Origin of the sequence: Microbacterium sp. UNCCL10, from assembly GCF_000746195.1 — a bacterium.
GTDB lineage: Bacteria > Actinomycetota > Actinomycetes > Actinomycetales > Microbacteriaceae > Microbacterium > Microbacterium saccharophilum.
Genome location: NZ_JQKT01000007.1, coordinates 1,570,938 through 1,592,979, shown reverse-complemented (window position 1 = coordinate 1,592,979; position 22,042 = coordinate 1,570,938). Strand labels below are relative to the sequence as shown.

Here is a 22,042-nt window from a genome sequence, read left to right as displayed (position 1 = left end):
ACGTCGCACCTGCCGGATCTTCTCCGGCGTTCACTTCAGGAGGCCGCATGACCGACCCGCAGAACCCGACCCCGCCCCCCTACGAGCCGCCGGCGGCCCAGCCCCCGGCGTACCAGCCGCCCGCGTACGAGCAGCCCGCGTACCCGCAGAGCACCGCTCCCGCCTATGCCGCTCCCGCGTATCCGTCGGCCGGCTACGACGCGCCCGGGGCACCGATCCCGGGTCGCACGATGGGCATCGTCGCCTTCATCCTGTCCTTCTTCGCCCAGCCCGTCGCGCTGATCCTGGGGATCATCGCACTCGTCCAGAGCAAGAAGGCGGGGCACAAGAACGGCTTCGCGGTCGCCGCGATCATCATCAGCGCGGTGCTGCTCGTCGTCGGGATCATCGTCGCCATCGCGCTCGTGGCCTGGTTCGGCTCCGCGGCGGCCGACCTGGGTACGCAGCTGCAGGCCTGCCTGGACAACGGCGGCGTCGGCACCGTGGAGATCAACGGCATCACGATGTCCTGCGAGGAACTGCTCTCCGAGTCCGGCTACTGAGTACGGACCCGGCACGACGGCGGCGGCCTCCGGGCCGTCGCCGTTCGTCGTTCCGTGGCAGGCTCAGCCGAGGATGCGGCAGTGCGTCGTGAGCTCGCCGATCCCGTCGATGCCGACCGTGACGGTGGAGCGGTCGCGGAGGAACACCTGGGGGTCGCGCGAATAGCCGGCACCGCCCGGGCTGCCGGTGGAGATCAGTGTGCCGGGGAGCAGGGTGGCGGCCTGCGAGAGCTGGGCGATGAGCGCGGAGACCGGCCGGATCATCTGCCCGGTCGAGGCGTCCTGCACCGTCTGACCGTCCACGACGGCCCAGATGTGCAGATCCTGCGGGTCGGGCACCTCGTCGGCGGTCACCACGACCGGCCCGTTGGGCGTGAAGCCGTCGAACGACTTGCACCGCGACCACTGGGCCTCGGAGAACTGGATGTCGCGGGCCGTGATGTCGTTGACCACGGTGTAGCCCCAGACATGGCTCAGGGCGTCCTCCTCGGCGACGTCGCGCGCCGGGCGGCCGATGATGACGCCGAGCTCGGCCTCGTAGTCGATGGACTCGCTGAGCGACCGGGGCCACGTCGTCGTCGCGTCGTGTCCCGTGAGGGAGTTCGGCCAGAGCACGAACACCGTCGGGGCCTTGTCGGCCTTCAGGCCCAGCTCGCTGGAGTGTGCGGCGTAGTTCAAGCCGACGGCCAGGACGACCGGCGGCCGCTGCACGGCCGACGCGAAGGCGTACCCGTCCACGGGCTGCCAGTCCCCGGCGGACGCCGCGGCCTCCCGCACGCGCTGCAGCAGCGCCTCGCCGCCCTCGATGAGGGCCTGCAGGTGCGCGGGCGCACCGTCGAAGAGGGCGGGGACGAGGAGTGCCTCGCCGCCTCGGATGACGGCGAGCTGCGGCTCGTCGCCCCCAGGAGGAGTCACATGGGCGAAGCGCATCCTTCCAGGCTACCCGTCGCCCGTCGCTCTCCGCCCGGCGGAACCTGCACCCATAGGCTGATCGCCATGACATACCCGTCACCGCTGGCGCAGCCTCCGCACAGCGCCCCCGCGCTCATCCCGCCGGCACCGGCCGCGGCCGCCGCACTCCCGGTCCCGCCGCGTGCCGGCCGCGCTGCACCGATCTGGGGCTTCGGGATCCTGATCGTCCTGCTGGTCGCCCTGGCGGCCTATCTCCTGACCTTCCTGGGCGTCGTCGCCGCGGGGGTGGGCATGGTGCTCGCCCTGCTGCCGCTCGCGGGCGTGCTCCTGGCCATCCGGCTCGTCGACCGCTGGGAGCCCGAACCGCGCTCCCTCGTCGTCTTCGCCGTCGCGTGGGGCGCGGTCGCCGCCGTCGCGATCTCCCTCCTCGTCGACATCGCGCTCACCCTGCTGCTCGGAGACGACGGCTCGCCGCTGCGGGAGGCGTTCTCCACCGTCGTGCAGGCGCCGCTCGTGGAGGAGTTCGCCAAGGGCCTCGGAGTGCTGATCATCTTCGCGGTCGGTCGCCGGGCGTTCGACGGACCGGTGGACGGCGTCGTCTACGGCGCGCTCGTGGGCGCCGGGTTCGCGTTCACGGAGAACATCCTCTATTTCGCCACGAGCCTCATCGAGGGGGGCGTCGCCGAGACGACCGTCACCTTCTTCCTCCGCGGCATCCTCTCCCCGTTCGCGCACGTCATGTTCACGACGGTGACGGGCTACCTGCTCGGACGGGCGGCCCGGGCGGGCCGGACGGCCGGGAGCTCGTTCGGGGTCTGGATGCTCGGCGTGCTGGGAGCGGCGGCCCTGCACGCGCTGTGGAACGGCTCGGCGCTGTTCGCGGACTTCTTCGCCCTGTACGCGACCCTGCAGGTGCCGCTCTTCGTCTGCTTCATCATCGGGGTCACGCTGCTGCGCCGGGAAGAGGCGCGCCTCACCCGCACGCGTCTGGGGGAGTATGCCGCGGCGGGATGGTTCAGCCCCGCCGAGGTGCACATGCTCGCGACTCCGCAGGGTCGGCGGCGCGCGGTCGCCTGGGCGCGGACGCTCCCCGGCGACCGCTCCGCGACCATGCGCGGATTCATCGCCGAGGCGACGGCGCTCGCCGCCGCGCGGCAGCGCGCGCTCTCCGGCCGCGATCCCGGAGCCGTCGAGGACGAACGGCTCTATCTCGCGCGCACGACCGCGACGCGCGAACGCCTGCTGCGCCGCTGAGGACGAGGACGCCGACCGGGAATGACTCAGCGCCCGGTGCAGTGGCGATGCCGACGTGTCTCCCGGGCGCTGAGTTGGCCTGGGGCCATTCTGTCCGGGCCGTCCGGGGGTGTCAAGGGTGCTCGCGTTGACCCGGCCGCCGCGCTCGGGTTGGATGGGAGCATGACTGAAGACCGCACCAAGCCCGACTTCGACGCCCCCGCCGGCCCCGCCCCCGCAGACCTCGTCGTCCGCGACCTCATCGCCGGCGACGGCGCGGAGGCGAAGCCCGGCGACACCGTGACCGTCCACTACGCCGGCGTCGAGTACGACTCGGGCGAGGAGTTCGACTCGTCCTGGGGGCGTGGCGAGAGCATCCAGTTCCCGCTACGCGGCCTCATCCAGGGGTGGCAGGACGGCATCCCCGGCATGAAGGTCGGCGGGCGTCGCGAGCTCGTGATCCCCCCGCACCTGGCCTACGGGCCGGCCGGCGGCCACTTCCTCGGCGGCAAGACCCTGATCTTCATCATCGATCTGATCGCCGTCGGCTGAGACGCAGGGAGAGGGCGGATGCTGCGGCATCCGCCCTTTCGCTTTCCCTGGCAAACATTTTTTGTATTCTCGGGAATGGATCTCGCCGGCCCGCGTTGCACCCTGTCAGACCAGTCCAACGAACAAAGGGCAGCAGCACATGACCACGACCACCTCCGCCATCGAGATCCCCGGCTACAAGGCGGGCACCTGGGTGCTCGACCCCTCGCACAGCGAGGTGACCTTCAGCGTCCGCCACATGATGATCTCGAAGGTCCGCGGCACCTTCGGCCTGAAGAGCGCGACGATCGTCGCCCCGGAGAACCCGCTGGAGGCCCGCGTGGAGGCCAGCGTCGACGTCGCGTCCGTCGACACGAAGGACGAGGGTCGCGACGCGCACCTCCGCTCCGCCGACTTCTTCGACGTCGAGCAGTTCCCGACGCTCGACTTCGTCTCCACCGGCGTCCGCTACGACGGCGGCGACTTCCTCGTCGACGGTGACCTCACCATCCGCGGCATCACCAAGCCCGCCACCTTCGAGCTCGAGTTCGGCGGCTTCGGCACCGACCCGTGGGGCAACTACAAGGCCGGCGCGACGGCGAAGACGGTCATCAACCGTGAGGACTTCGGCCTGACGTGGAACGCGGCGCTCGAGGCCGGCGGCGTGCTCGTCGGCAAGGACGTCACGATCACGCTCGACCTGCAGGGCTCGCTGCAGGCCTGACCGCCCGCAGGACGCGACGGAGCGCGGGTGCCGGACGGCATCCGCGCTCCGTCATTCCCGGGCGGACCCGCCGCCGGAGATCAGCCGGCCGATCGCGCGGCCCGAGCGGTGCACCGCGGACGCGATCCGGTCGTCCGCCGCGCGATGCACGAGGGTGCGAAGGCCCCGGCCCGAGCGCGTGAGGCGGACGATCTGCACGACCGTCAGGGCGATGATGACGACCGGGCCGCCGACGGAGAGCGTCCACGCGACCCAGAGCGGGAAGGCCGACGCGCTGCCGTCCAGGAGGCGTGCCAGGCCGCCCCCGAGCGTCCACGCGCTCAGGGCGAGCACGAGGATCGGCCCGAGCATCGGGTGCACGTCGTTGATCCGGAACATGGAGCCGGTCACCATCCACAGCAGCGCGGCGAGCACCGTGAAGAGTGCGATGACGAGCACGATGGTGGCCAGCACGCTCAGCGCGGTGACGACCACGAGGGCAGCCGTACCCCACCCAGAGGATGCCGACCAGGTCCGCAGCCCGGTCCACGCGGTGTCCAGCGCGGCCGGCAGCGGCGGTTCCGCACCGCCGAACGCCCAGGCCAGCGCGGCGAAGAGCGCGAAGACCGAGGCGAGGACGGACAGCGGGATCGTCGTCAGCGCGAGCGCCTCGCCCCGACTGCCCCTGCGCGCGAGCGCGACGAAGGCGACGAGGACCAGCAGCACCGCGAAGAAGAGCAGGATGAGCGTCTCCAGCCGCCCGCTGAGACTCTCGCTCACCGCCGCGTTCGCGTCGATCCGCCCCCACTGCCAGTTCAGGTACGCGGCCCCCACGATGAGCAGACCCACGATGTCCCGCACGCGGAAGAGGCGGGCGAGACGGGGATCGGGGTCCGCCCGGTGCGTGTCCCACACGCGGGCGAGGGTGTTCCAGATCGTGCCGGCGACGAGCAGGACGGCCCCCACGACGATCATGACCAACGACAGCAGGAATCGCACGGCGGACGCCTTTCCCCAGTCAGCTTCCCGGCGCCACGCTACGGGATTCGGCGGTCCCCAGGAAGACCCGTCGAGGCGTCAGGCTCGCGCCGGCCCGCGGAGGCGCAGGCGCAGGCGATCCTGCGCGAGCAGGATGCCGAGGAAGACGACGGCGGCGCCCACCGGCTCGTTCCAGGACAGGTGCTCGCCGAGGAGGACGACGCCCAGCACGACCCCCACGACGGGCGTGATGTAGGTGACGGTCGAGGCGCGGGTCGGACCCCAGGCGCGGAGCACGTTCTGGTTCCAGATGTACGCGACGCCCGTGCCGAGGCAGCCGAGCAGCACGAGGCTCAGCACGATCCAGACGTCGAGCGTCACCGGCGTCAGGGCGATGAGCGGCGTGAGCAGCACCATGATGACGGCGGCGAGCCCGATGTTCAGGAACGAGAAGACGAGCGCCGACATGCCGGTGTCGGACGCGAACCGGCGCATGTAGGCGAGGCTGAAGCCGTAGCAGGCCGTCGCCCCCAGGATCGCCAGCTGCGCGATGAGCGACTGCGCGAGGTCGAGCCCCTGCCAGGGCGCGATGATCACCATGACCCCCGCGATGCCGACGAGGATGCCGGCGATCTGCACGGGCTTGAGCTTCTCGACGCGGAACACCGCCCACGCCATGATCGCCGTCATGATGGGCGTCGTGGCGTTGTAGATGCTCGCCAGCCCCGAAGTGACGTGCTGCTGCGCCCAGGAGAAGAGCAGGAACGGGATGACGCAGAACGTCACCGCGAGGACGAGCATGTGACCCCAGACGCGGAGCCGCCGGGGAAGCCGCTCGCGACGGGCCAGGACGAAGAGGCCGAGCGTCACGGCGCCGAGGACGAGCCGCGTCCACGCGACCTGCGCGGGCGAGACCCCGCCCAGCGCCACCTTCATGAACAGGAAGCTCGAGCCCCAGATGACGCCCGTGAGCACGAACTGCCACACGATCGTCGACGAACGCGGTCCGGTGCGTGCGGGGCGGACGAGGGGCGGGGATGCGGTGGCCACGCGCCGACTCTAGACCCGGGGGCGGACGCGGATCGCCGCGGGCGGATGCGACGTCCGGAATCCGCCGACCCGCGGCCGGATCGCTACGTCCGGGCCGCGCTCAGGAGACCGGATGCTCGGCGTCGTACGCGCGGAACCGCGGGTTCAGCCGCACGAGGAACAGCACGAGGCCGATGATGACGAAGCCGCCGAGCAGCGGCGGGAACCACAGCGTGGTGGCCGTCGCGAGGACGCCGGCGTACAGCGAGCCCAGTCGCGGCCCGCCCGCGACGACGACGATGAACACGCCCTGCAGGCGCCCGCGGATGGCATCCGGCACGGCGGACTGCACCATCGTGTTGCGGAAGATCGAGCTGATGTTGTCCGCCGCGCCGGACGCGGCGAGCGTCACGGCGGCGAGGACGATCAGGGCGACGTTCGCGCTGCCCTCGTCCACGACCGCCGGCGCGAAGACCCGGAACGCCCCGAGCAGCAGCACGATGCCGAAGGCCGCGATGCAGGCGCCGTACGCGATGATCGCCCGTTCGATCCCGCGCCCATGCCACCGGTAGCGGGAGACCGGCCCGGACAGCAGGCTGGAGAAGAACGCCCCCACGGCGATGGCGGCCGTCAGGATGCCGGTGGTGATGGGCCCGCCGCCGAGCAGCAGCGCGCCGATCGCGGGGAAGAGGGCGAGCGGCTGGCCGAACGTCATCGCGACGATGTCGAGGAGGAACTGCAGGCGGATGTTGCCGGCCCGCCGCAGGAACCGCCAGCCGTCGGCGAGCGAGCGCAGCCCCGGCCGCACGGTCTCGCCCTCCGGACGGATGGCCGGCAGTGTCCACAGGCCCAGGAAGAGCGCCGACATCAGCACCAGGTCGATCGTGTAGGTCCAGCCGTAGCCCGTGAACGCGACCAGCACGCCCGCCGCGGCGGGGCCGATCGAGACCATGATGCCCATCGTGATCCCGCCGAGCGCGGATGCCGCCGGCAGCAGCGTCGCCGGGATCAGCCGGGGCACGATCGCGGCGCGCGCGGCCATCACGACCGAGTTCGCGGAGCTGTTGACCACAGCGATCACGTACAGCCACGCGATCGTCTCGGCGCCGCTCCAGGTCAGCGTCATGAGGACGGCGGTCGAGACGAAGGTGCCGGTCGCGGCGATGAGCGCCACCCGACGCCGGTCGAAGGCGTCCGCCAGCATCCCGCCGTAGAGCCCCGCGACGATCATCGGGACGAGCCCGGCGACCGCGATCATCGACACCGCGAACGTCGACGCCGTCAGGTCGTACATGTGCAGCATGATCGCGACGATCGTGAGCTGCCCGCCGAGGCCCGCGAGGGTCGACCCGATCCACATCCGCGCGTATGCGGGACTCGTCGTCAGCGGTCGCAGGTCGATGAAGTGGTCGCGGCGCAGGCGCGGGAGGGATGCGCGGCGGGGAGGGGGCACTCGGTCCAGGCTACCCGGCCCGATCTCATCCTCCGAGCGGGACCTGGTAGACTCTGGAGGTTGCCGTTCGATCGGCCGCGGATAAAGAGAGCTCGCACATCAGGTGCCGAGCGCCGCGCAATGACCAGAAAGGGGATCCCATCTATGCCACTCGAATCTGACGCTAAGAAGGCGATCATCGAAGAGTACGCGACGCACCCCGGTGACACCGGATCCCCCGAGGTGCAGGTCGCGATGCTGACGCAGCGCATCAAGGACCTCACAGAGCACCTGAAGGAGCACAAGCACGACCACCACTCGCGTCGTGGTCTGTTCCTCATGGTCGGTCAGCGCCGTCGTCTGCTCGGTTACCTCCAGGACATCGACATCGCGCGTTACCGCTCGCTGATCGAGCGCCTGGGGCTCCGCCGATAAGGCACCGCTCACCAGCGTTCAATCGTCTTCTGCGAAGGCCGTCCCAGGTGTGGGGCGGCCTTCGTCGTTCCCGGCGGCGCCCGGTCGACGGCGCCCTCAGCCGGCGGCGCGGGCGGCCAGGAGGTCGCCGTGCCAGATCCCGGCGACGTCGGGGTGTGCACGCAGCCGCGACTTGAGCGCGTTCTCGCCGTACAGCGAGTGGATGGGGTTCGCCGGGTCCTGCGTGACGCCGCGGGCGTGGGCCGCGAGCTCGGCCGGCAGATCGATGATCGGCAGCCGCGCGTCCAGCGCCGGGTTGAAGAAGAACGGCACCGAGATCCGGTCGTCCGGGAAGGTCGGCGAGATCACGCGGTGGTCGGTGGCCGTGAGGTAGCCTTGCGTCGCGTACTCCAGGAGCTCGCCGATGTTGACCACGAACGCGCCGGGCACGGGCGGGGCGTCGACCCATTCGCCGTCGCGCCGCACCTGCAGACCGCCCTTGCCGGGCTCGACCCACAGGAGGGTGAGGACGCCGGAGTCCTTGTGCGCGCCGACCCCCTGCTGCGGCGTCGGGTCTTCCTTGCCGGGGTAGCGCACGATCTTGATGAGCGTCGAGGGCTCCCCGAAGTGCTCGTCGAAGTACGACTCCGGCGCCCCGAGGGCGACCGCCCACGCGCGCAGCAGCCGGCGCGCGACGCCGGACAGATGATCGTGCCACTCCGCCACGACCTCCCGGAGCTCCGGCTGGGCGTCCGGCCACAGGTTCGGTCCGATGAGGCGGGAGAAGTCGGGGGCGTCAGGGCCGCTCACCGCGTCGCGCTCCGGCCCGATGTCGATCTGCTCGCGCCAGTCGACCTTGCCCTGCGTGCGCTCGCCGCCCACCCGCGTGTACCCGCGGAAGTGCGGGCTCTTGATGTTCTCGATCGCGAGCTTGTCGGCCTCAGGCAGCGCGAAGAAGTCGCGCGCCGCCCGGTGCAGCCGCGCCTCGAGCTCGGGGGACACGCCCGTCCCGGTGAGGTAGAAGAACCCCACGTCGTGCGTCGCGCGCCGCAGATCATCACGGAACCGCGCCGCGGACTCGGGTCCCTCGTCGAGGAGGGAGAGGTCGAGGATGGGCAGGTTGAGGTCGGACATGCGTCGAGGGTAATCAGCGCCCGCGGGAGCGGGGACTTTGTTGCCGTCCGTTACCACGGACCGAGCGCCCGGCTCGAGGGGCCTGTTCGCGAGCCGATGTTGGTGAGGGTAACCTAAGTGCGTGCTCGCCACTTTCCTCATCGGCCTCCGCGAAGGTCTCGAAGCCGCGCTGGTGGTCGGCATCCTCGTCGCCTACCTCACGCGCCTCGGTCGCCGCGACGTGCTGCCGCGCATGTGGGCCGGCGTGGGGCTGGCGATCGTCCTCGCCCTCGGCATCGGCGCGATCCTCACATTCGGGTCCTATTCGCTCACGTTCGAGGCTCAGGAGCTCATCGGCGGGAGCCTGTCGCTCCTGGCCGTCGCGATGGTCACCTGGATGATCTTCTGGATGCAGCGCACGGCGCGCACCCTCAAGAAGTCGCTGGAGGGGGGCATCGACCGCGCCCTCGCCACCGGGGGGCTCTGGGGCATCGTCGTGATCGGCTTCGTCTCGGTCGCCCGGGAGGGCATCGAGACGACCCTCCTGCTCTGGTCGATGGTGCAGTCCTTCGGCGACGCGCCGTCCGCGCTGCTCGGCGCCCTGCTGGGTCTCGCCGCCGCCGTGCTCTTCGGCTGGCTCCTCGCCCGCGGGATGCTGGGACTGAACCTCCGGGTCTTCTTCACCTGGACCGGAGCGTTCCTCGTCGTCGTCGCCGCGGGCGTGCTCGCGTATGCGCTGCACGACCTGCAGGAGGCCGGCGCCCTGCCCGGCCCATTCACCGCAGCCGCCCCGCTCGACCCCGTCACCGGAACCGTCGCCGTCGGGTGGGCCGCCTTCCCGTTCGGCTGGGCGTTCGACGCCTCCGCCGCGATCCCGCCGGGCAGCCCGCTCGCCGCCCTCCTGCAGGCGACCGTCGGCTTCATGCCGCAGATGACCTGGCTGCAGGTCGTCGCCTGGTCCGTCTACATCGCGGTGGTCGGGTACTTCTTCCTCCGGGGCGTGTCACGGCCCGCATCCGGCCGTTCGTCCTCCCATGCCTCGGCACCCGCCGGCCCGGTCTCCGCCGCGCCGGCAGCCGTCACGCCCCCCACCTCCGCACAGCAAGGAGCAGTATGACCCGCCTCCGTTCCCTCGCCGCCGCCGCGGCGCTCGGCCTGACCGCGGCAGCGCTCGCCGGCTGCGTCACGAAGTCCGACGTCGCGGCATCCGACGCGCTCACGGTCGATTCGTCGGCCTCCGCGTGCACCGTGTCGGCGGCGACGGCGACGAGCGGCACCCTCGCGTTCGAGGTGACCAACTCCGGCGACGAGGTCACGGAGTTCTACCTCCTCGCCGAAGACGGGCTGCGGATCGTCGGCGAGGTGGAGAACATCGCCCCGGGCGCATCGCGCACCCTGACGGTCGTCGCTCAGCCGGGGGAGTACTTCACGCTGTGCAAGCCCGGGATGGTCGGGGACGGCGTCGGCCGCGCCGGCTTCACGGTGTCGGGCGAGAAGGTCGAGGCGAGCGGAGACGACGCCGCACAGAAGCAGCAGGCCATCGACCTGTATGCGGCGTTCGTGAAGGACCAGGTGGAGAAGCTGCTGCCCGCCGTGCAGCAGTTCGCCGCCGCCTACGCGTCGGGCGACGACATCGCCGCGCAGGAGCAGTTCCCGCGGGTGCGCGCCTACTACGAGCGCATCGAGCCGATCGCCGAGTCGCTCGGCGACCTCGACCCGAAGATCGACTACCGCGAGGTCGACGCCGTCGCCGAGGGCCTGGACTGGACCGGCTTCCACCGCATCGAGAAGGACCTGTGGGTCCCCGCGCAGGACGCGCTGAACTCCGACGACGTCACGCCCGCGTGGCAGGACTGGGCGCCGTCGACCGGCGTGCAGCGCCAGGGGTTCGCCGACGGTCTCGTCGCCGACGTCCAGACGCTCTTCGACTACGTCCACAGCGACGACTTCACCGACGCACTCGAGGCACAGGGCGTCGCGGGCCTCTCCAACGGCGCCATCGCGCTGCTCGACGAGGTCGCCAACGGGAAGATCAGCGGCGAGGAGGACTGGTGGTCGGGCACCGATCTGTGGGACTTCGCCGCCAACGTCGAGGGCTCGAAGATGGCGTTCTCGCTCGTCGGCGACTTCGCCGCGGCCAAGGGTGACGACGGCGCGGCGCTCGTCGAGGACATCGAAGCCGGTTACGCCGACCTCGAGGCCAAGCTGGCCACCTACGGCAGCCTGGATGCCGGGTTCGTCGACTACGCAGAGGTGACCGATGCCGACCGGCGCGACCTGACCGCACTGATCAACGCGCTCGCCGAGCCGCTGTCGCAGCTGACGGGGACCATCCTGGAGTAGTCCGGGATGCCAGGGAGTGACGGATGACGCGCGACGGTGACCTCGAGGAGACGCCGACGGCGGCCGACCCGTCGGGCGTGCCCCTCGAGGCACCGCGGGGCCTCAGCCGACGCGGACTCCTGGGGCTGATCGGCGCCGGAGGCCTGGTCGCGGGCGGCCTCGGCGGCGCAGCGATCGGCGCGGCCGCGGCCTCCGGCGGCGGCGCCTCCGGAGGACGGACGGTGCACCCGTTCCACGGGGAGCACCAGGCGGGCATCACGACGACGGTGCAGGATCACCTGCACTTCGCGGCCTTCGACATGGCGGACGACGCCACCCGGGACGACCTCATCGCGCTGCTGCAGGACTGGTCCTACGCCGCGGCGCGGATGACGCAGGGGCTGGATGTCAGCGCGAGCGGCGCCGTCGGGGGTTCGCCGCACGCGCCGCCGGACGACACCGGCGAAGCGCTCGGGCTGCCGGCGTCCTCTCTGACGATCACGATCGGCTTCGGCCCCACCCTGTTCGAGAAGGACGGCGTCGACCGGTTCGGCATCGCGGCGCGCCGCCCGGCGGCGCTCACCCCGCTGCCGCGCTTCCTCGGCGAGGACCTCGTCCCGCTGGGGACCGGCGGCGACCTGTGCGTGCAGGCCTGCGCCGATGACCCGCAGGTCGCCGTGCACGCCGTCCGCAACCTCAGCCGCATCGCGTTCGGGCGCGCCGCCCTGCGCTGGTCGCAGCTCGGCTTCGGCCGCACCTCGAAGACCACGACAGCGCAGGCCACGCCCCGCAACCTCTTCGGTTTCAAGGACGGCACCGCGAACATCCTCGCCGACGACGCCGACGCCCTCCGCGACCACGTCTGGGTCGGCGGCGACGACGGCCCCGACTGGCTCGCCGGGGGCAGCTACCTCGTCGCCCGGAAGATCCGGCAGAAGATCGAGACCTGGGACCGGGTGCGCCTCCTCGAGCAGGAGCGCACGGTCGGCCGCACGAAGGGCGAAGGCGGGCCGCTGTCCGGCGGGGGCGAGTTCGCCGAGCCGGACTTCGCGAAGGTGTCATCTGCGGGAACGTCCGCGATCGATGCGCGGTCGCACGTGCGCCTCGCGCATCCCGAGTTCAACGGCGGCGCCCGGATCCTCCGCCGCGGGTACAACTATGTCGACGGGAACGACACGCTCGGCACCCTCGCTGCGGGCCTGTTCTTCGTGTCGTACCAGCGGAGCCCGGAGCAGTTCATCCGGATCCAGAAATCGCTGGCCTCCGACCTGCTGGGGGAGTACTTCGTGCACATCGGCTCCGGCGTCTTCGCGGTGCCGCCCGGTGCCGCATCCGGCTCCTACGTCGGCGCGGGCCTGTTCGCCTGATCACACCGAGTGGGGCCGGCCGATGGCCGGCCCCCACTCGGCAGGTCAGAGACCCGGGCGGTTCCCGTCCGGGATCGTGATCGGCGTCGTCGTCGTCGATCCGCCCTTGTTGAGGAACGCCATCGCGAGGGCCTTCACGAACTTGTCGAACAGCCGGAAGGTCAGCGGCATCACCGGGAGGAGGCCCTCGCGGAACGCCACGTACGTCGGCCAGCCGGTCCGGATCGTCGCGGCCGACACGTAGTCGCGCTTGAGTCCCAGCCAGTCGCCCACCTCATTGCCCAGCTGATAGCGCACGAACTCGTTGAGGAAGCCGCGCGTGACGCCCAGGTCGACCTGGGCCGTCAGGCCCAGCAGCACCTCGGCCAGCTCCTGGCCCTCCGGGGTCCAGGACAGGATCGGCGTCAGCACCTGTGCGGACTGGGCGTGCGCGGCGGCCCACGTCGCCGGGATGTACTCGTCCCGCACGCCGAGCAGGTGCAGCGCCACCTGCCAGGAGTGCAGGAACGCCTCCTCGTCGGCAGCCGACATCCGGATGCCCCACTGCTTCATCATCTTGTGCGCGAACGTGCCGGTGCTGTGGAACGTGACGAGGATGTCGGCGTTGCTGATCGGGATGGCCTCGTCGGCGACGGCCTTCCAGTACGGCGACTGCGGCAGCAGGTGACGCACGGCGGCGTGCACCATGCGGGTCTTGTTGCCCGTCACGATCATCTGCCCGCTCGGCTCGAAGGCGTTCAGGTCGCTCAGGTCGTAGCCGAACGTGAACGTCTTGGCTGCGCGGTCCTGCATGTCGGCGCCGCCCTTGGACCAGTAGACCGACTTCGCCTCGCGGGGGATGACGGTGCTCATGATGCCGCCGCCGATGCCGTAGATGATGAAGAGGTAGAGGTCCTTCCGCCGGTTGAAGTCGGCCGCCCGGCGCAGTTTCGCGGTGTCGGCCCACGCCGGGAGCCTCGTGGACTGCTGCAGGAAGGCGTTGAGCTCGGGCGGCAGGCCGCTGGGCACTGGATGATTGTTGTTCACCCACGGGGCGATGGCCTGGTTGATCGACGCGACCTGTCCATTCGCGAGTGCGGATGCCATGATCCGGTCGAGATCGTCATCCCAGACCCACTGCGGATCGATGCCGGCGCCGGTGCCCAGCACCGACCCGGCGGGCGACCACGACCAGGCGGCCTTCGGCGCGATGACGCTCGCGAGGCCGAGCGCCGCGCCCAGCGTGAGGACGGAGCGCCTGTTCATCTCGGGCATGTCTGTACCTGCTTCCGGAGGGGATGGACCCTCGCCGCGGCAACATCGTCGAAGCCGCTCCGCACTCGCAGTCCATCGCGAACAAATGTGATTGGCCGTTAACATAGGGCGGGCGATGAGGTCGCACAACCCCCTCCGTCCGGAGCATCGGCCGCCGGGCGGGGGCCATGCCCCGCGCCCGGCGGCGGCGCGTCCCGGGAAGCGTCAGCCGTTCTGGCGCGGGTCCGCGTGGCGATGCGCGGCCGGCCGCGGGGGCGCCTCGGCGTCGCGGCGGGAGCCCGTGGGATCGTTGCGGCGCCCCTCCCGGTCGGCGAGCCCGGGGTCGGCGAAGAGCCAGCGCGGGCGCGGCTCGACGAGCGGGCGGAAGACCCGCCGCACCGGCCGGGTCGCGAGTGCGAGGGCCACCACGACGGAGAGGACGACGACGGAGGGGAGGGCCAGCCAGGTGGGCTCGGCGGTGCGGAGGAACCCGTTCTCGCGGAACGGGTAGAGCACGAACGAGTGCAGCAGGTACACGTACATCGTGTACTGGCCGAGGTGGGTCCAGCGGTGCTGGCCCCGGGGGATGAGGGCCAGGAACGCGATGCTCAGGACGAAGGCGATCGCGAGGAGGGCGAGCCGGACGCCGCCCGCCCACCACTCGGTGCCGCCGAGGTCGGCGTAGCTCTCGTCGTACTGCAGCCAGTCGCGGAGGTTCATGTCGCGCCAGGCATCCGCGAAGAACCACGCGAAGAACCCGACCACCGCGAACATCCCGAGGGCGATCGCCCGCACCCACCAGCGCCGGCGGCGCAGCAGGTCGAACCGGTGGACGATCCGATGATGGGCGAGCCACCAGCCCAGCGTGAAGAACGGCAGCAGCCCCAACGTGCGATCCAGGGACAGGGTCGAGTCGATGTTCGGCAGGTAGCCCACGGTCAGCGAGATCACCACGGTCCACAGCAGCGGCCATTTCAGCAGCGCCAGGTAGGGCAGGACGAGGCGGAAGATCCCGAGCGCGAGGAGGAACCACAGCGTCCACGACGGCTGCGTCAGGTTCGGGTTCGCGCGCCCCTCCACCAGCCACTTCGTCAACGTCCAGAGCGCCTCGAAGATGACGTACGGCGCCACGATGTCGGTCAGCACGCGGGCCATCTGCGTGCGGGACGGTGAGTCCGACTTCGAGAAGTACCCGGAGATGACCGCGAAGGCGGGCATGTGGAAGGTGTAGACGAGCAGGTACAGCCCGAGCGCGATGTCGGAGTCGTACGTGAGCCGCTGCACGGCGTGCCCGAGGACGACGAGGACGATGCAGGCCAGCCGTGCGTTGTCCCACAGCGGCTCGCGGCGCTTCCCCCGCGCGCCGGTGCCCGCAGGTGTGGCGCCGATCGGCGCCGCTGCACTGCCGCTCATCCCACCACCGCTCGCTCGGGAGTGACCAGACTATCCCGCAGCGGGCCGTCGAAGAGAGCCGCTGCGCGGTGTAGCGTCGGAACCCCGGGCCAGGCTCATGCCGGGCCCACGGAACGAGGCGCACCATGACCGCAGCAGGCCTCACCCTCGGCGTCATCGGGGCGTCCCGGAAACCCGACGAGCGCCGCGTGCCCCTCCATCCGGCGCACGTCGAACGCCTCCCCGGCGAGCTCCGCTCACGGATCGTGCTCGAGGAGGGCTACGGCGAGCGCTTCGGCGTCTCCGACGAGGACCTGCGGCCGCTCGTCGGCCAGGTGGCCTCCCGCGGCGCGCTGATCGCGGCATCCGATGTCCTGCTCCTGCCGAAACCCCAGCACGGGGACCTCGCGGAGATGCGGGACGGCCAGGTGCTGTGGGGTTGGCCGCACCTCGTGCAGGACGAGCGGATGACACAGCTCTCGATCGACAAAGGACTCACCGTCATCGCCTTCGAGGCGATGCAGCATTGGGGCGCCGACGGCACGTTCGGGCTGCACGTGTTCCACATGAACAACGAGCTCGCCGGCTACTGCTCGGTGCTGCACGCCCTGCAGCTGTGCGGTTCGACCGGCGACTACGGGCGGAGGCTCACCGCCGTCGTGATCGGATTCGGCGCCACCGCGCGGGGCGCGGTCACGGCCCTCCGCGCCCACGGGGTGCACGAGGTCCGCGTGCTCACCAACCGGCGGACCGCCTCCGTGGCATCGCCCATCCACGCCGCCCACATCATCCAGTTCGACCACGACGACGAGCCGTACCTCAGCGAGGTCATCACCGACGACGGTCGCGTGCCGCTCGCACCGTTCCTCGCGGAGAGCGACATCGTCGTCAACTGCACGCTGCAGGATCCGAACCGTCCGCTGCTGTACCTGCGGGAGAGCGATCTGGACGCCTTCCGTCCGGGGAGCCTCATCGTCGACGTCTCGTGCGACGAGGGGATGGGCTTCGAATGGGCGCGTCCGACCAGTTTCGCCGAGCCGATGTTCACCGTCGGCGGCAGCATCCATTACTACGGCGTGGACCACAGCCCGTCCTACCTGTGGAACTCCGCCAGCTGGGAGATCAGCGAGGCGCTGCTCGGCTTCATCCCGGCCGTCATGGACGGGCCCGCGGGATGGGCCGCCAGCGAGACGCTCCGCCGCGCGGTCGAGATCCAGGACGGCGTGATCGCGAACCCCGCCATCCTCGAGTTCCAGCGGCGGGCCGGCGGGTATCCCCATCCGCGGGAGTGAGTCGGGAATAGGTTGGTCGCGTACGCGTTACATGGGATACATTCACATGAATGGAATACGCGAGGAGCGATCGTGAGCGACATCACATCTCAGGTGCAGTTCGGCATCTTCACGGTGAGCGACATCACCCAGGACCCGACGACGGGCCACACCCCCAGCGAGGCCGAGCGCATCCGGGCGACGCTGACGATCGCCAAGCACGCCGAGGAGGTCGGTCTCGACGTCTTCGCGCTCGGAGAGCACCACAACCCGCCGTTCTGGTCCTCCTCGCCGACGACGACGCTCGCGTACATCGCCGCGCAGACCGAGCGCCTCATCCTCTCCACCGCGACGACGCTCATCACGACGAACGACCCGGTGAAGATCGCCGAGGACTTCGCGATGCTGCAGCACGTCTCCGGGGGTCGCACCGACCTCATGCTCGGTCGCGGCAACACCGGGCCCGTCTACCCCTGGTTCGGCAAGGACATCCGCCAGGGCCTGCCGCTCGCCATCGAGAACTACGCCCTGCTGCACAAGCTGTGGCGCGAGGACGTCGTGGACTGGGAGGGCAAGTTCCGCACGCCCCTGCAGGGGTTCACGGCGACCCCGCGACCCCTCGACGGCGTCGCGCCGTTCGTCTGGCACGGGTCCATCCGCACGCCGGAGATCGCCGAGCAGGCCGCGTACTACGGCGACGGCTTCTTCGCGAACAACATCTTCTGGCCGGCCGAGCACTACCAGCGCCTCATCGGGCTGTACCGGCAGCGCTACGCCCACTACGGGCACGGGACCCCCGAGCAGGCCATCGTCGGCATCGGCGGGCAGGCGTTCCTCGCGAAGAACTCGCAGGACGCCGTCACGCAGTTCCGCCCGTACTTCGACAACGCGCCCGTCTACGGACACGGCCCGAGCCTCGAGGACTTCTCCCAGATGACGCCGCTCACCGTCGGCTCGCCCCAGCAGGTCATCGACCGGTACGCGGGGATGCGCGACCTCTACGGCGACTTCCAGCGCCAGCTGTTCCTCATGGACCACGCCGGCCTGCCGCTGAAGACGGTCCTCGAGCAGCTCGACATCCTCGGCGGCGAGGTCGTCCCCGTGCTCCGCAAGGAGCTCGCGAAGAACCGTCCCGCCGAGGTGCCCGACGCTCCGACCCACGCCGGGCTCGTGCGCAAGGCGTACGGCGACGGCCCGGCCCGCGAGGCGCGCCCGCGCGCGAACCGCGGCGACAACCTCAGCGGCCCGTCGCCCTACGACGACACCCCCGCGCCCGCCGGGGCGGCCTTCGGCCTCGCCGGGGGTGCCCGATGACCGCTCGTCGCATCGCCGTCGTCTCCGCCGGGCTGTCGAACCCGTCGTCCACGCGGATGCTCGCCGACCGCATGGCCGCCGCCACGCTGGCCGCCCTCGCCGAGCGCGGGATCGAGGCATCCGTCGACACGATCGAACTGCGCGACCTCGCGCACGAGATCACCGACAACCTGCTCACCGGCTTCGCGCCGCCGGCGCTGGAGCGCGCGGTCAACGCCGTGGTCTCCGCGGACGCGGTCATCGCGGTCACGCCGATCTTCTCCACGAGCTACTCGGGGCTGTTCAAGTCGTTCATCGACGTGCTCGACCCCGACGCGCTGACCGGGACGCCCGTGCTCATCGGCGCCAACGCCGGCACCGCGCGGCACTCGCTCGCGATCGACTACGCGATCCGGCCGCTCTTCGCCTATCTGCACGCCGAAGCCGTCTCGACCGGCGTCTTCGCCGCCTCGAGCGACTGGGGCTCCCATGCCGACGACGTCGCGCCGCTGAGCGCCCGCGTCGAGCGCGGCGCGAAGGAGCTCGCCGAGGCCGTCGCCCGGCGGGAGCCGGTCACGGCCGTCGACCCGTTCGACCCGGCGCAGTACCTCGGCGAGGGTCGCTCGTTCGGTCACCTGCTGGGCGGTCTCGCGGGGGAGTAGGCGCCCTCAGCCGCGGAGCAGGCTCGCGCTGCGCTCCCGGACGAGGTCGGCGAACGCCGCGAACGGCGCGGAGGCGAGTTCGTATGGCGTTCCCTCGGCCTCGGGATGCCACTGCACGGCCACGATCGGCAGATCGGGGTGCTCGACGGCCTCGATCACCCCGTCGTCGGCGACCGCGGTCGCGACGAGGCCCTCGCCGAGGTCGCGGATCGCCTGGTGATGACCGGATGCCACCGACACGGTCTCGCCGGGCAGTTCGCCGGCCAGCCGCGAGTCCGGGGCAACGGCGACGGGGTGCCAGGTCCACTCCAGCCCGCCGCACCCGTCGGAGGCTGGGACGTGGCCTCCCGGAAGGTCTTCGACGAGGGTGCCGCCGAAGGCGACATTGAGCACCTGGAGGCCGCGGCAGACCCCGAGGATCGGGATGCCGGCCGCGACCGCCGCCGCCGCGATCTCGAGGTCGAGGTCGTCCTGCGCCGGGTTCACGTCGTAGCAGGGCGCCGACGCGTCGCCGCCGTAGCGGGCGGGGTCGATGTCGCCGCCGCCCGGCAGGACGAGCCCGTCGAAGCCCGCGAGGTCGGTGCCGCGCACGACGACGACATCGAGGCCCTCGGCCCGCACGAGGGCGGCGACGTCGTCGAAGATCGCATTCGCCAGCCCCACCCGGGCATCCGCGCCGTCGGCGTCGGAGAGTCGGGCGGGCATGGCGATGCGGGGGAGGCTCATGCCTCCCATTGTTCCGCAGCCGCGGGGCCGTTCAGCCGCTCTTGCGGCGGAACTCGCGCTTGGTCACCGCGCCATGCGTGCCGTGGACCGCGGAGTCCCCGTCGAGGTGCGCCTCGCCCTTGCGGTGCTGCGCGTTCTTCTTCTCCAGCGCTTCCTTGAACTTGCGCTTGACGTCATCGGATGCGGCGGTGTCGTTGTTCCCGTCGGTGCTCATACCCCCACGATACGCACGGCGGCGGCGCGCTGGTAGGCTGGGCAAGGTTGCCCGGATTCTGTCCGCGGCATCCGCTCAATTCAAAACTGAGCTCATGGAGCAGGCCGGCAGGAAGCTGGTCCCCTGTGGTGGGTTCCCATCTGACGATGGTGATCTTCGACTGGTGACCAGCGCAGGCGGTCACGCGACACGTCTTCCCGACGTGCGGCGCGCCCATACTGCCTGTTCCTGCTCCTTCGCATGATCTCGTGCGCGAAACGCGCGTGCGAGTCTAAACAAAGAAGGAGAGACCTCTTGGAAGGTCCTGAAATCACCGCCGCCGAAGCCGTCCTCGACAATGGACGCTTCGGCACCCGCACTGTCCGGTTCGAGACCGGACGCCTCGCCCAGCAGGCGCAGGGCGCCGTCGCCGCCTACCTCGACGAGGAGACGATGCTCCTGTCGGCCACCAGCGCCGGCAAGCAGCCTCGCGAAGGCTTCGACTTCTTCCCGCTGACCGTCGACGTCGAAGAGCGTTCGTACGCCGCCGGCAAGATCCCCGGCTCGTTCTTCCGCCGTGAGGGCCGCCCCTCCACCGAGGCGATCCTCGTGTGCCGTCTCATCGACCGCCCGCTGCGCCCGTCGTTCGTCGACGGCCTCCGCAACGAGGTGCAGATCGTCGTCACCGTCCTCTCGATCGCACCCGGCGAGTTCTACGACGCGCTGGCCATCAACGCGGCATCGCTGTCGACGCAGATCTCCGGTCTGCCGTTCTCCGGCCCGATCGCCGGTGTGCGCCTCGCGCTCATGCCCGGGCACGGCGAGCACGCCGACCAGTGGATCGCGTTCCCGACCGTCACGCAGCTCGAAGAGGCCGTGTTCGACCTCATCGTCGCCGGTCGCGTCATCACCGACGCGGACGGCAACGAGGATGTCGCGATCATGATGGTCGAGGCCGAGGCCACGGAGGGTTCCTGGAACCTCATCAAGGCCGGGGCCGTGAAGCCCAACGAGCAGGTCGTGGCCGAGGGCCTCGAGGCCTCGAAGCCCTTCATCACGCAGCTCGTCGCGGCCCAGAACGAGGTCGCGAAGACGGCAGCCAAGGAGATCAAGGAGTTCCCGGTCTTCCTGCCCTACAGCCAGCAGACCTACGACTTCGTCGCCGGCCGCGCGTACGACTCGCTCGTCCCGATCTACCAGATCGCCGACAAGCAGGACCGTCAGAACGCCGATGACGAGCTGAAGGACCGCGTCCGCGCGGAGCTCGTCGCCGCCGTCGAGTCCGGGGAGCTCCCCGCCGTCGCGACGACCGAGTTCTCCGCCGCGTACAAGTCGGTGACCAAGACGATCGTCCGCGGTCGCATCCTCGCCGAGGGTGTCCGCATGGACGGCCGGGGCCTGGCCGACATCCGCCCGCTCGACGCCGAGGTGCAGGTCATCCCGCGCGTCCACGGCTCGGCGATCTTCCAGCGCGGCGAGACCCAGATCCTGGGTGTCACGACGCTGAACATGCTCAAGATGGAGCAGCAGATCGACTCGCTGTCGCCGGTCACGCACAAGCGGTACATGCACCACTACAACTTCCCGCCGTACTCGACCGGTGAGACCGGTCGTGTGGGCAGCCCCAAGCGTCGCGAGATCGGGCACGGCTTCCTCGCCGAGCGCGCGCTCGTGCCGGTGCTGCCGAGCCGCGAGGAGTTCCCGTACGCGATCCGCCAGGTGTCCGAGGCTCTCGGCTCCAACGGCTCGACGTCGATGGGCTCGGTCTGCGCCTCGACCCTGTCGCTGCTGAACGCCGGTGTGCCGCTGCGCGCCCCGGTCGCCGGCATCGCGATGGGCCTCGTCTCCGACGAGGTCGACGGCCAGACGCGCTACGCCGCGCTGACCGACATCCTCGGCGCGGAAGACGCGCTCGGCGACATGGACTTCAAGGTCGCCGGCACGAGCGAGTTCGTCACCGCGATCCAGCTCGACACGAAGCTCGACGGCATCCCGTCGTCGGTGCTGACCGCCGCGCTGCAGCAGGCCCGTGAGGCCCGTCTGACGATCCTGAACGTCCTGACGTCTGCGATCGACGGCCCCGACGAGATGGCGCCCACGGCTCCGCGCGTGATCAGCGTGCAGATCCCGGTCGACAAGATCGGCGAGCTCATCGGCCCCAAGGGCAAGACGATCAACGCGATCCAGGACGAGACCGGCGCTCAGATCTCGATCGAGGACGACGGCACGGTGTACATCGGCGCGACCGACGGCCCGTCGGCCGAGGCCGCCCGCGCCCAGGTCAACGCGATCGCCAACCCGACCAACCCGGAGGTCGGCGAGCAGTTCCTCGGCACCGTGGTGAAGATCGCGGCGTTCGGTGCGTTCATCTCGCTGCTGCCCGGCAAGGATGGCCTGCTGCACGTCAGCGAGGTCCGCAAGCTCGCCGGCGGCAAGCGCGTCGAGAACGTCGACGACGTCCTCGCGGTCGGTCAGAAGATCCTCGTGAAGATCACGAAGATCGACGACCGCGGCAAGCTGTCGCTCGAGCCCGTGGTCGAGGAGGCCGCGGACAAGGGTGCCGCAGAGGTGCCCGTCGAGGCCTGATCCGCCCCGCACGACCACGGATGCCCGTCCCTCCCGTTTCGGAGGGGCGGGCATCCGTTTCTCGTCCTCACGGACGCGTCGGATGACGGGGGAGCGGCATGGGCACGCTC

Annotated in this window: 21 protein-coding genes; 12 read left to right on the top strand and 9 right to left on the bottom strand. The window is 70.7% G+C overall.

What is annotated here, in order from left to right; genetic code table 11:
- Window positions 1-47 precede the first annotated feature (47 nt).
- Window positions 48-542 carry a DUF4190 domain-containing protein gene (locus tag BR85_RS07875; RefSeq protein WP_028496048.1) on the top strand — a complete coding sequence of 165 codons (495 nt, stop codon included), beginning with the start codon at window positions 48-50 and terminating at the stop codon, window positions 540-542.
- Window positions 543-605: 63 nt separating this feature from the next.
- Here BR85_RS07875 and BR85_RS07870 read toward each other — a convergent pair whose 3' ends face one another.
- Complete coding sequence (locus BR85_RS07870; RefSeq protein ID WP_028496047.1) at window positions 606-1,472, bottom strand: fumarylacetoacetate hydrolase family protein; 867 nt, start codon at window positions 1,470-1,472, stop codon at window positions 606-608.
- A 66-nt stretch (window positions 1,473-1,538) separates the two neighbouring features.
- Here BR85_RS07870 and BR85_RS07865 point away from each other — a divergent pair, with 66 nt between their 5' ends.
- The 3 genes from BR85_RS07865 (at window position 1,539) to BR85_RS07855 (ending at window position 3,942) form a co-directional block, all read left to right on the top strand.
- On the top strand, window positions 1,539-2,708 hold the full coding sequence (locus BR85_RS07865) for a PrsW family intramembrane metalloprotease (RefSeq protein WP_028496046.1): 1,170 nt from the start codon (window positions 1,539-1,541) through the stop codon (window positions 2,706-2,708).
- A 162-nt stretch (window positions 2,709-2,870) separates the two neighbouring features.
- The gene (locus BR85_RS07860) at window positions 2,871-3,239 is read left to right on the top strand and encodes an FKBP-type peptidyl-prolyl cis-trans isomerase (RefSeq protein WP_028496045.1); all 369 of its coding nucleotides are present in this window, start codon (window positions 2,871-2,873) and stop codon (window positions 3,237-3,239) included.
- Window positions 3,240-3,378: 139 nt separating this feature from the next.
- Window positions 3,379-3,942 (top strand): YceI family protein, encoded by a 564-nt coding sequence (locus BR85_RS07855; RefSeq protein WP_028496044.1) that lies wholly within the window; start codon window positions 3,379-3,381, stop codon window positions 3,940-3,942.
- 51 nt (window positions 3,943-3,993) lie between these two features.
- On the opposite strand, the gene BR85_RS07850 is transcribed toward BR85_RS07855, so the two are convergent.
- The 3 genes from BR85_RS07850 to BR85_RS07840 all read right to left on the bottom strand — a co-directional run bounded on the left by BR85_RS07850 (window position 3,994) and on the right by BR85_RS07840 (window position 7,381).
- Window positions 3,994-4,920: a hypothetical protein gene (locus tag BR85_RS07850; RefSeq protein ID WP_028496043.1), complete on the bottom strand. Its 927-nt coding sequence runs from the start codon at window positions 4,918-4,920 to the stop codon at window positions 3,994-3,996.
- A gap of 78 nt (window positions 4,921-4,998) precedes the next feature.
- Window positions 4,999-5,949, bottom strand: coding sequence for a DMT family transporter (locus BR85_RS07845; protein ID WP_028496042.1), 951 nt, complete (start codon window positions 5,947-5,949; stop codon window positions 4,999-5,001).
- Window positions 5,950-6,049: 100 nt separating this feature from the next.
- Complete coding sequence (locus BR85_RS07840) at window positions 6,050-7,381, bottom strand: MFS transporter (protein WP_269319967.1); 1,332 nt, start codon at window positions 7,379-7,381, stop codon at window positions 6,050-6,052.
- A 144-nt stretch (window positions 7,382-7,525) separates the two neighbouring features.
- Between BR85_RS07840 and rpsO the strand changes: the two genes are divergently transcribed.
- Window positions 7,526-7,795 carry a 30S ribosomal protein S15 gene (gene rpsO / locus BR85_RS07835; protein WP_019180606.1) on the top strand — a complete coding sequence of 90 codons (270 nt, stop codon included), beginning with the start codon at window positions 7,526-7,528 and terminating at the stop codon, window positions 7,793-7,795.
- A gap of 96 nt (window positions 7,796-7,891) precedes the next feature.
- On the opposite strand, the gene BR85_RS07830 is transcribed toward rpsO, so the two are convergent.
- The gene (locus tag BR85_RS07830) at window positions 7,892-8,908 is read right to left on the bottom strand and encodes an isopenicillin N synthase family dioxygenase (RefSeq protein WP_028496040.1); all 1,017 of its coding nucleotides are present in this window, start codon (window positions 8,906-8,908) and stop codon (window positions 7,892-7,894) included.
- Window positions 8,909-9,029: 121 nt separating this feature from the next.
- On the opposite strand from BR85_RS07830, the gene efeU reads away from it, so the two are divergent.
- Genes efeU through efeB form a run of 3 tightly spaced genes read left to right on the top strand, consistent with a single transcriptional unit; the run spans window position 9,030 to window position 12,576 of the window.
- Window positions 9,030-10,004, top strand: a complete 975-nt coding sequence (gene efeU / locus BR85_RS07825) for an iron uptake transporter permease EfeU (protein WP_028496039.1) — start codon at window positions 9,030-9,032, stop codon at window positions 10,002-10,004.
- Window positions 10,001-11,230 (top strand): iron uptake system protein EfeO, encoded by a 1,230-nt coding sequence (gene efeO, locus BR85_RS07820; protein ID WP_028496038.1) that lies wholly within the window; start codon window positions 10,001-10,003, stop codon window positions 11,228-11,230. The genes efeU and efeO overlap by 4 nt, the downstream gene beginning before the upstream one ends.
- A 23-nt stretch (window positions 11,231-11,253) precedes the next feature.
- On the top strand, window positions 11,254-12,576 hold the full coding sequence (efeB, locus tag BR85_RS07815) for an iron uptake transporter deferrochelatase/peroxidase subunit (RefSeq protein WP_081782692.1): 1,323 nt from the start codon (window positions 11,254-11,256) through the stop codon (window positions 12,574-12,576).
- Window positions 12,577-12,621: 45 nt separating this feature from the next.
- Here the strand turns inward: efeB and BR85_RS07810 are convergent, their stop codons facing one another.
- Window positions 12,622-13,830, bottom strand: a complete 1,209-nt coding sequence (locus BR85_RS07810; protein ID WP_028496036.1) for an oxygenase MpaB family protein — start codon at window positions 13,828-13,830, stop codon at window positions 12,622-12,624.
- A gap of 204 nt (window positions 13,831-14,034) precedes the next feature.
- The gene (locus BR85_RS07805) at window positions 14,035-15,222 is read right to left on the bottom strand and encodes an acyltransferase family protein (protein WP_028496035.1); all 1,188 of its coding nucleotides are present in this window, start codon (window positions 15,220-15,222) and stop codon (window positions 14,035-14,037) included.
- Between the two features lie 125 nt (window positions 15,223-15,347).
- Here BR85_RS07805 and BR85_RS07800 point away from each other — a divergent pair, with 125 nt between their 5' ends.
- From BR85_RS07800 to BR85_RS07790, 3 genes are all read left to right on the top strand, one after another.
- Entirely contained in the window at window positions 15,348-16,493 is a 1,146-nt protein-coding gene (locus tag BR85_RS07800; RefSeq protein ID WP_028496034.1) for a N(5)-(carboxyethyl)ornithine synthase, read from the top strand.
- A 93-nt stretch (window positions 16,494-16,586) separates the two neighbouring features.
- Complete coding sequence (locus BR85_RS07795; protein ID WP_371863093.1) at window positions 16,587-17,786, top strand: LLM class flavin-dependent oxidoreductase; 1,200 nt, start codon at window positions 16,587-16,589, stop codon at window positions 17,784-17,786.
- Window positions 17,783-18,427, top strand: a complete 645-nt coding sequence (locus BR85_RS07790; RefSeq protein ID WP_028496032.1) for a CE1759 family FMN reductase — start codon at window positions 17,783-17,785, stop codon at window positions 18,425-18,427. Before BR85_RS07795 ends, BR85_RS07790 begins: the two co-directional genes overlap by 4 nt.
- A 6-nt stretch (window positions 18,428-18,433) precedes the next feature.
- On the opposite strand, the gene BR85_RS07785 is transcribed toward BR85_RS07790, so the two are convergent.
- The gene (locus tag BR85_RS07785; protein ID WP_051526203.1) at window positions 18,434-19,153 is read right to left on the bottom strand and encodes a gamma-glutamyl-gamma-aminobutyrate hydrolase family protein; all 720 of its coding nucleotides are present in this window, start codon (window positions 19,151-19,153) and stop codon (window positions 18,434-18,436) included.
- Window positions 19,154-19,184: 31 nt separating this feature from the next.
- On the bottom strand, window positions 19,185-19,367 hold the full coding sequence (locus tag BR85_RS07780; RefSeq protein ID WP_028496031.1) for a DUF5302 domain-containing protein: 183 nt from the start codon (window positions 19,365-19,367) through the stop codon (window positions 19,185-19,187).
- A gap of 294 nt (window positions 19,368-19,661) precedes the next feature.
- Between BR85_RS07780 and BR85_RS07775 the strand changes: the two genes are divergently transcribed.
- Window positions 19,662-21,932: a polyribonucleotide nucleotidyltransferase gene (locus BR85_RS07775; RefSeq protein WP_028496030.1), complete on the top strand. Its 2,271-nt coding sequence runs from the start codon at window positions 19,662-19,664 to the stop codon at window positions 21,930-21,932.
- Window positions 21,933-22,042 lie beyond the last annotated feature (110 nt).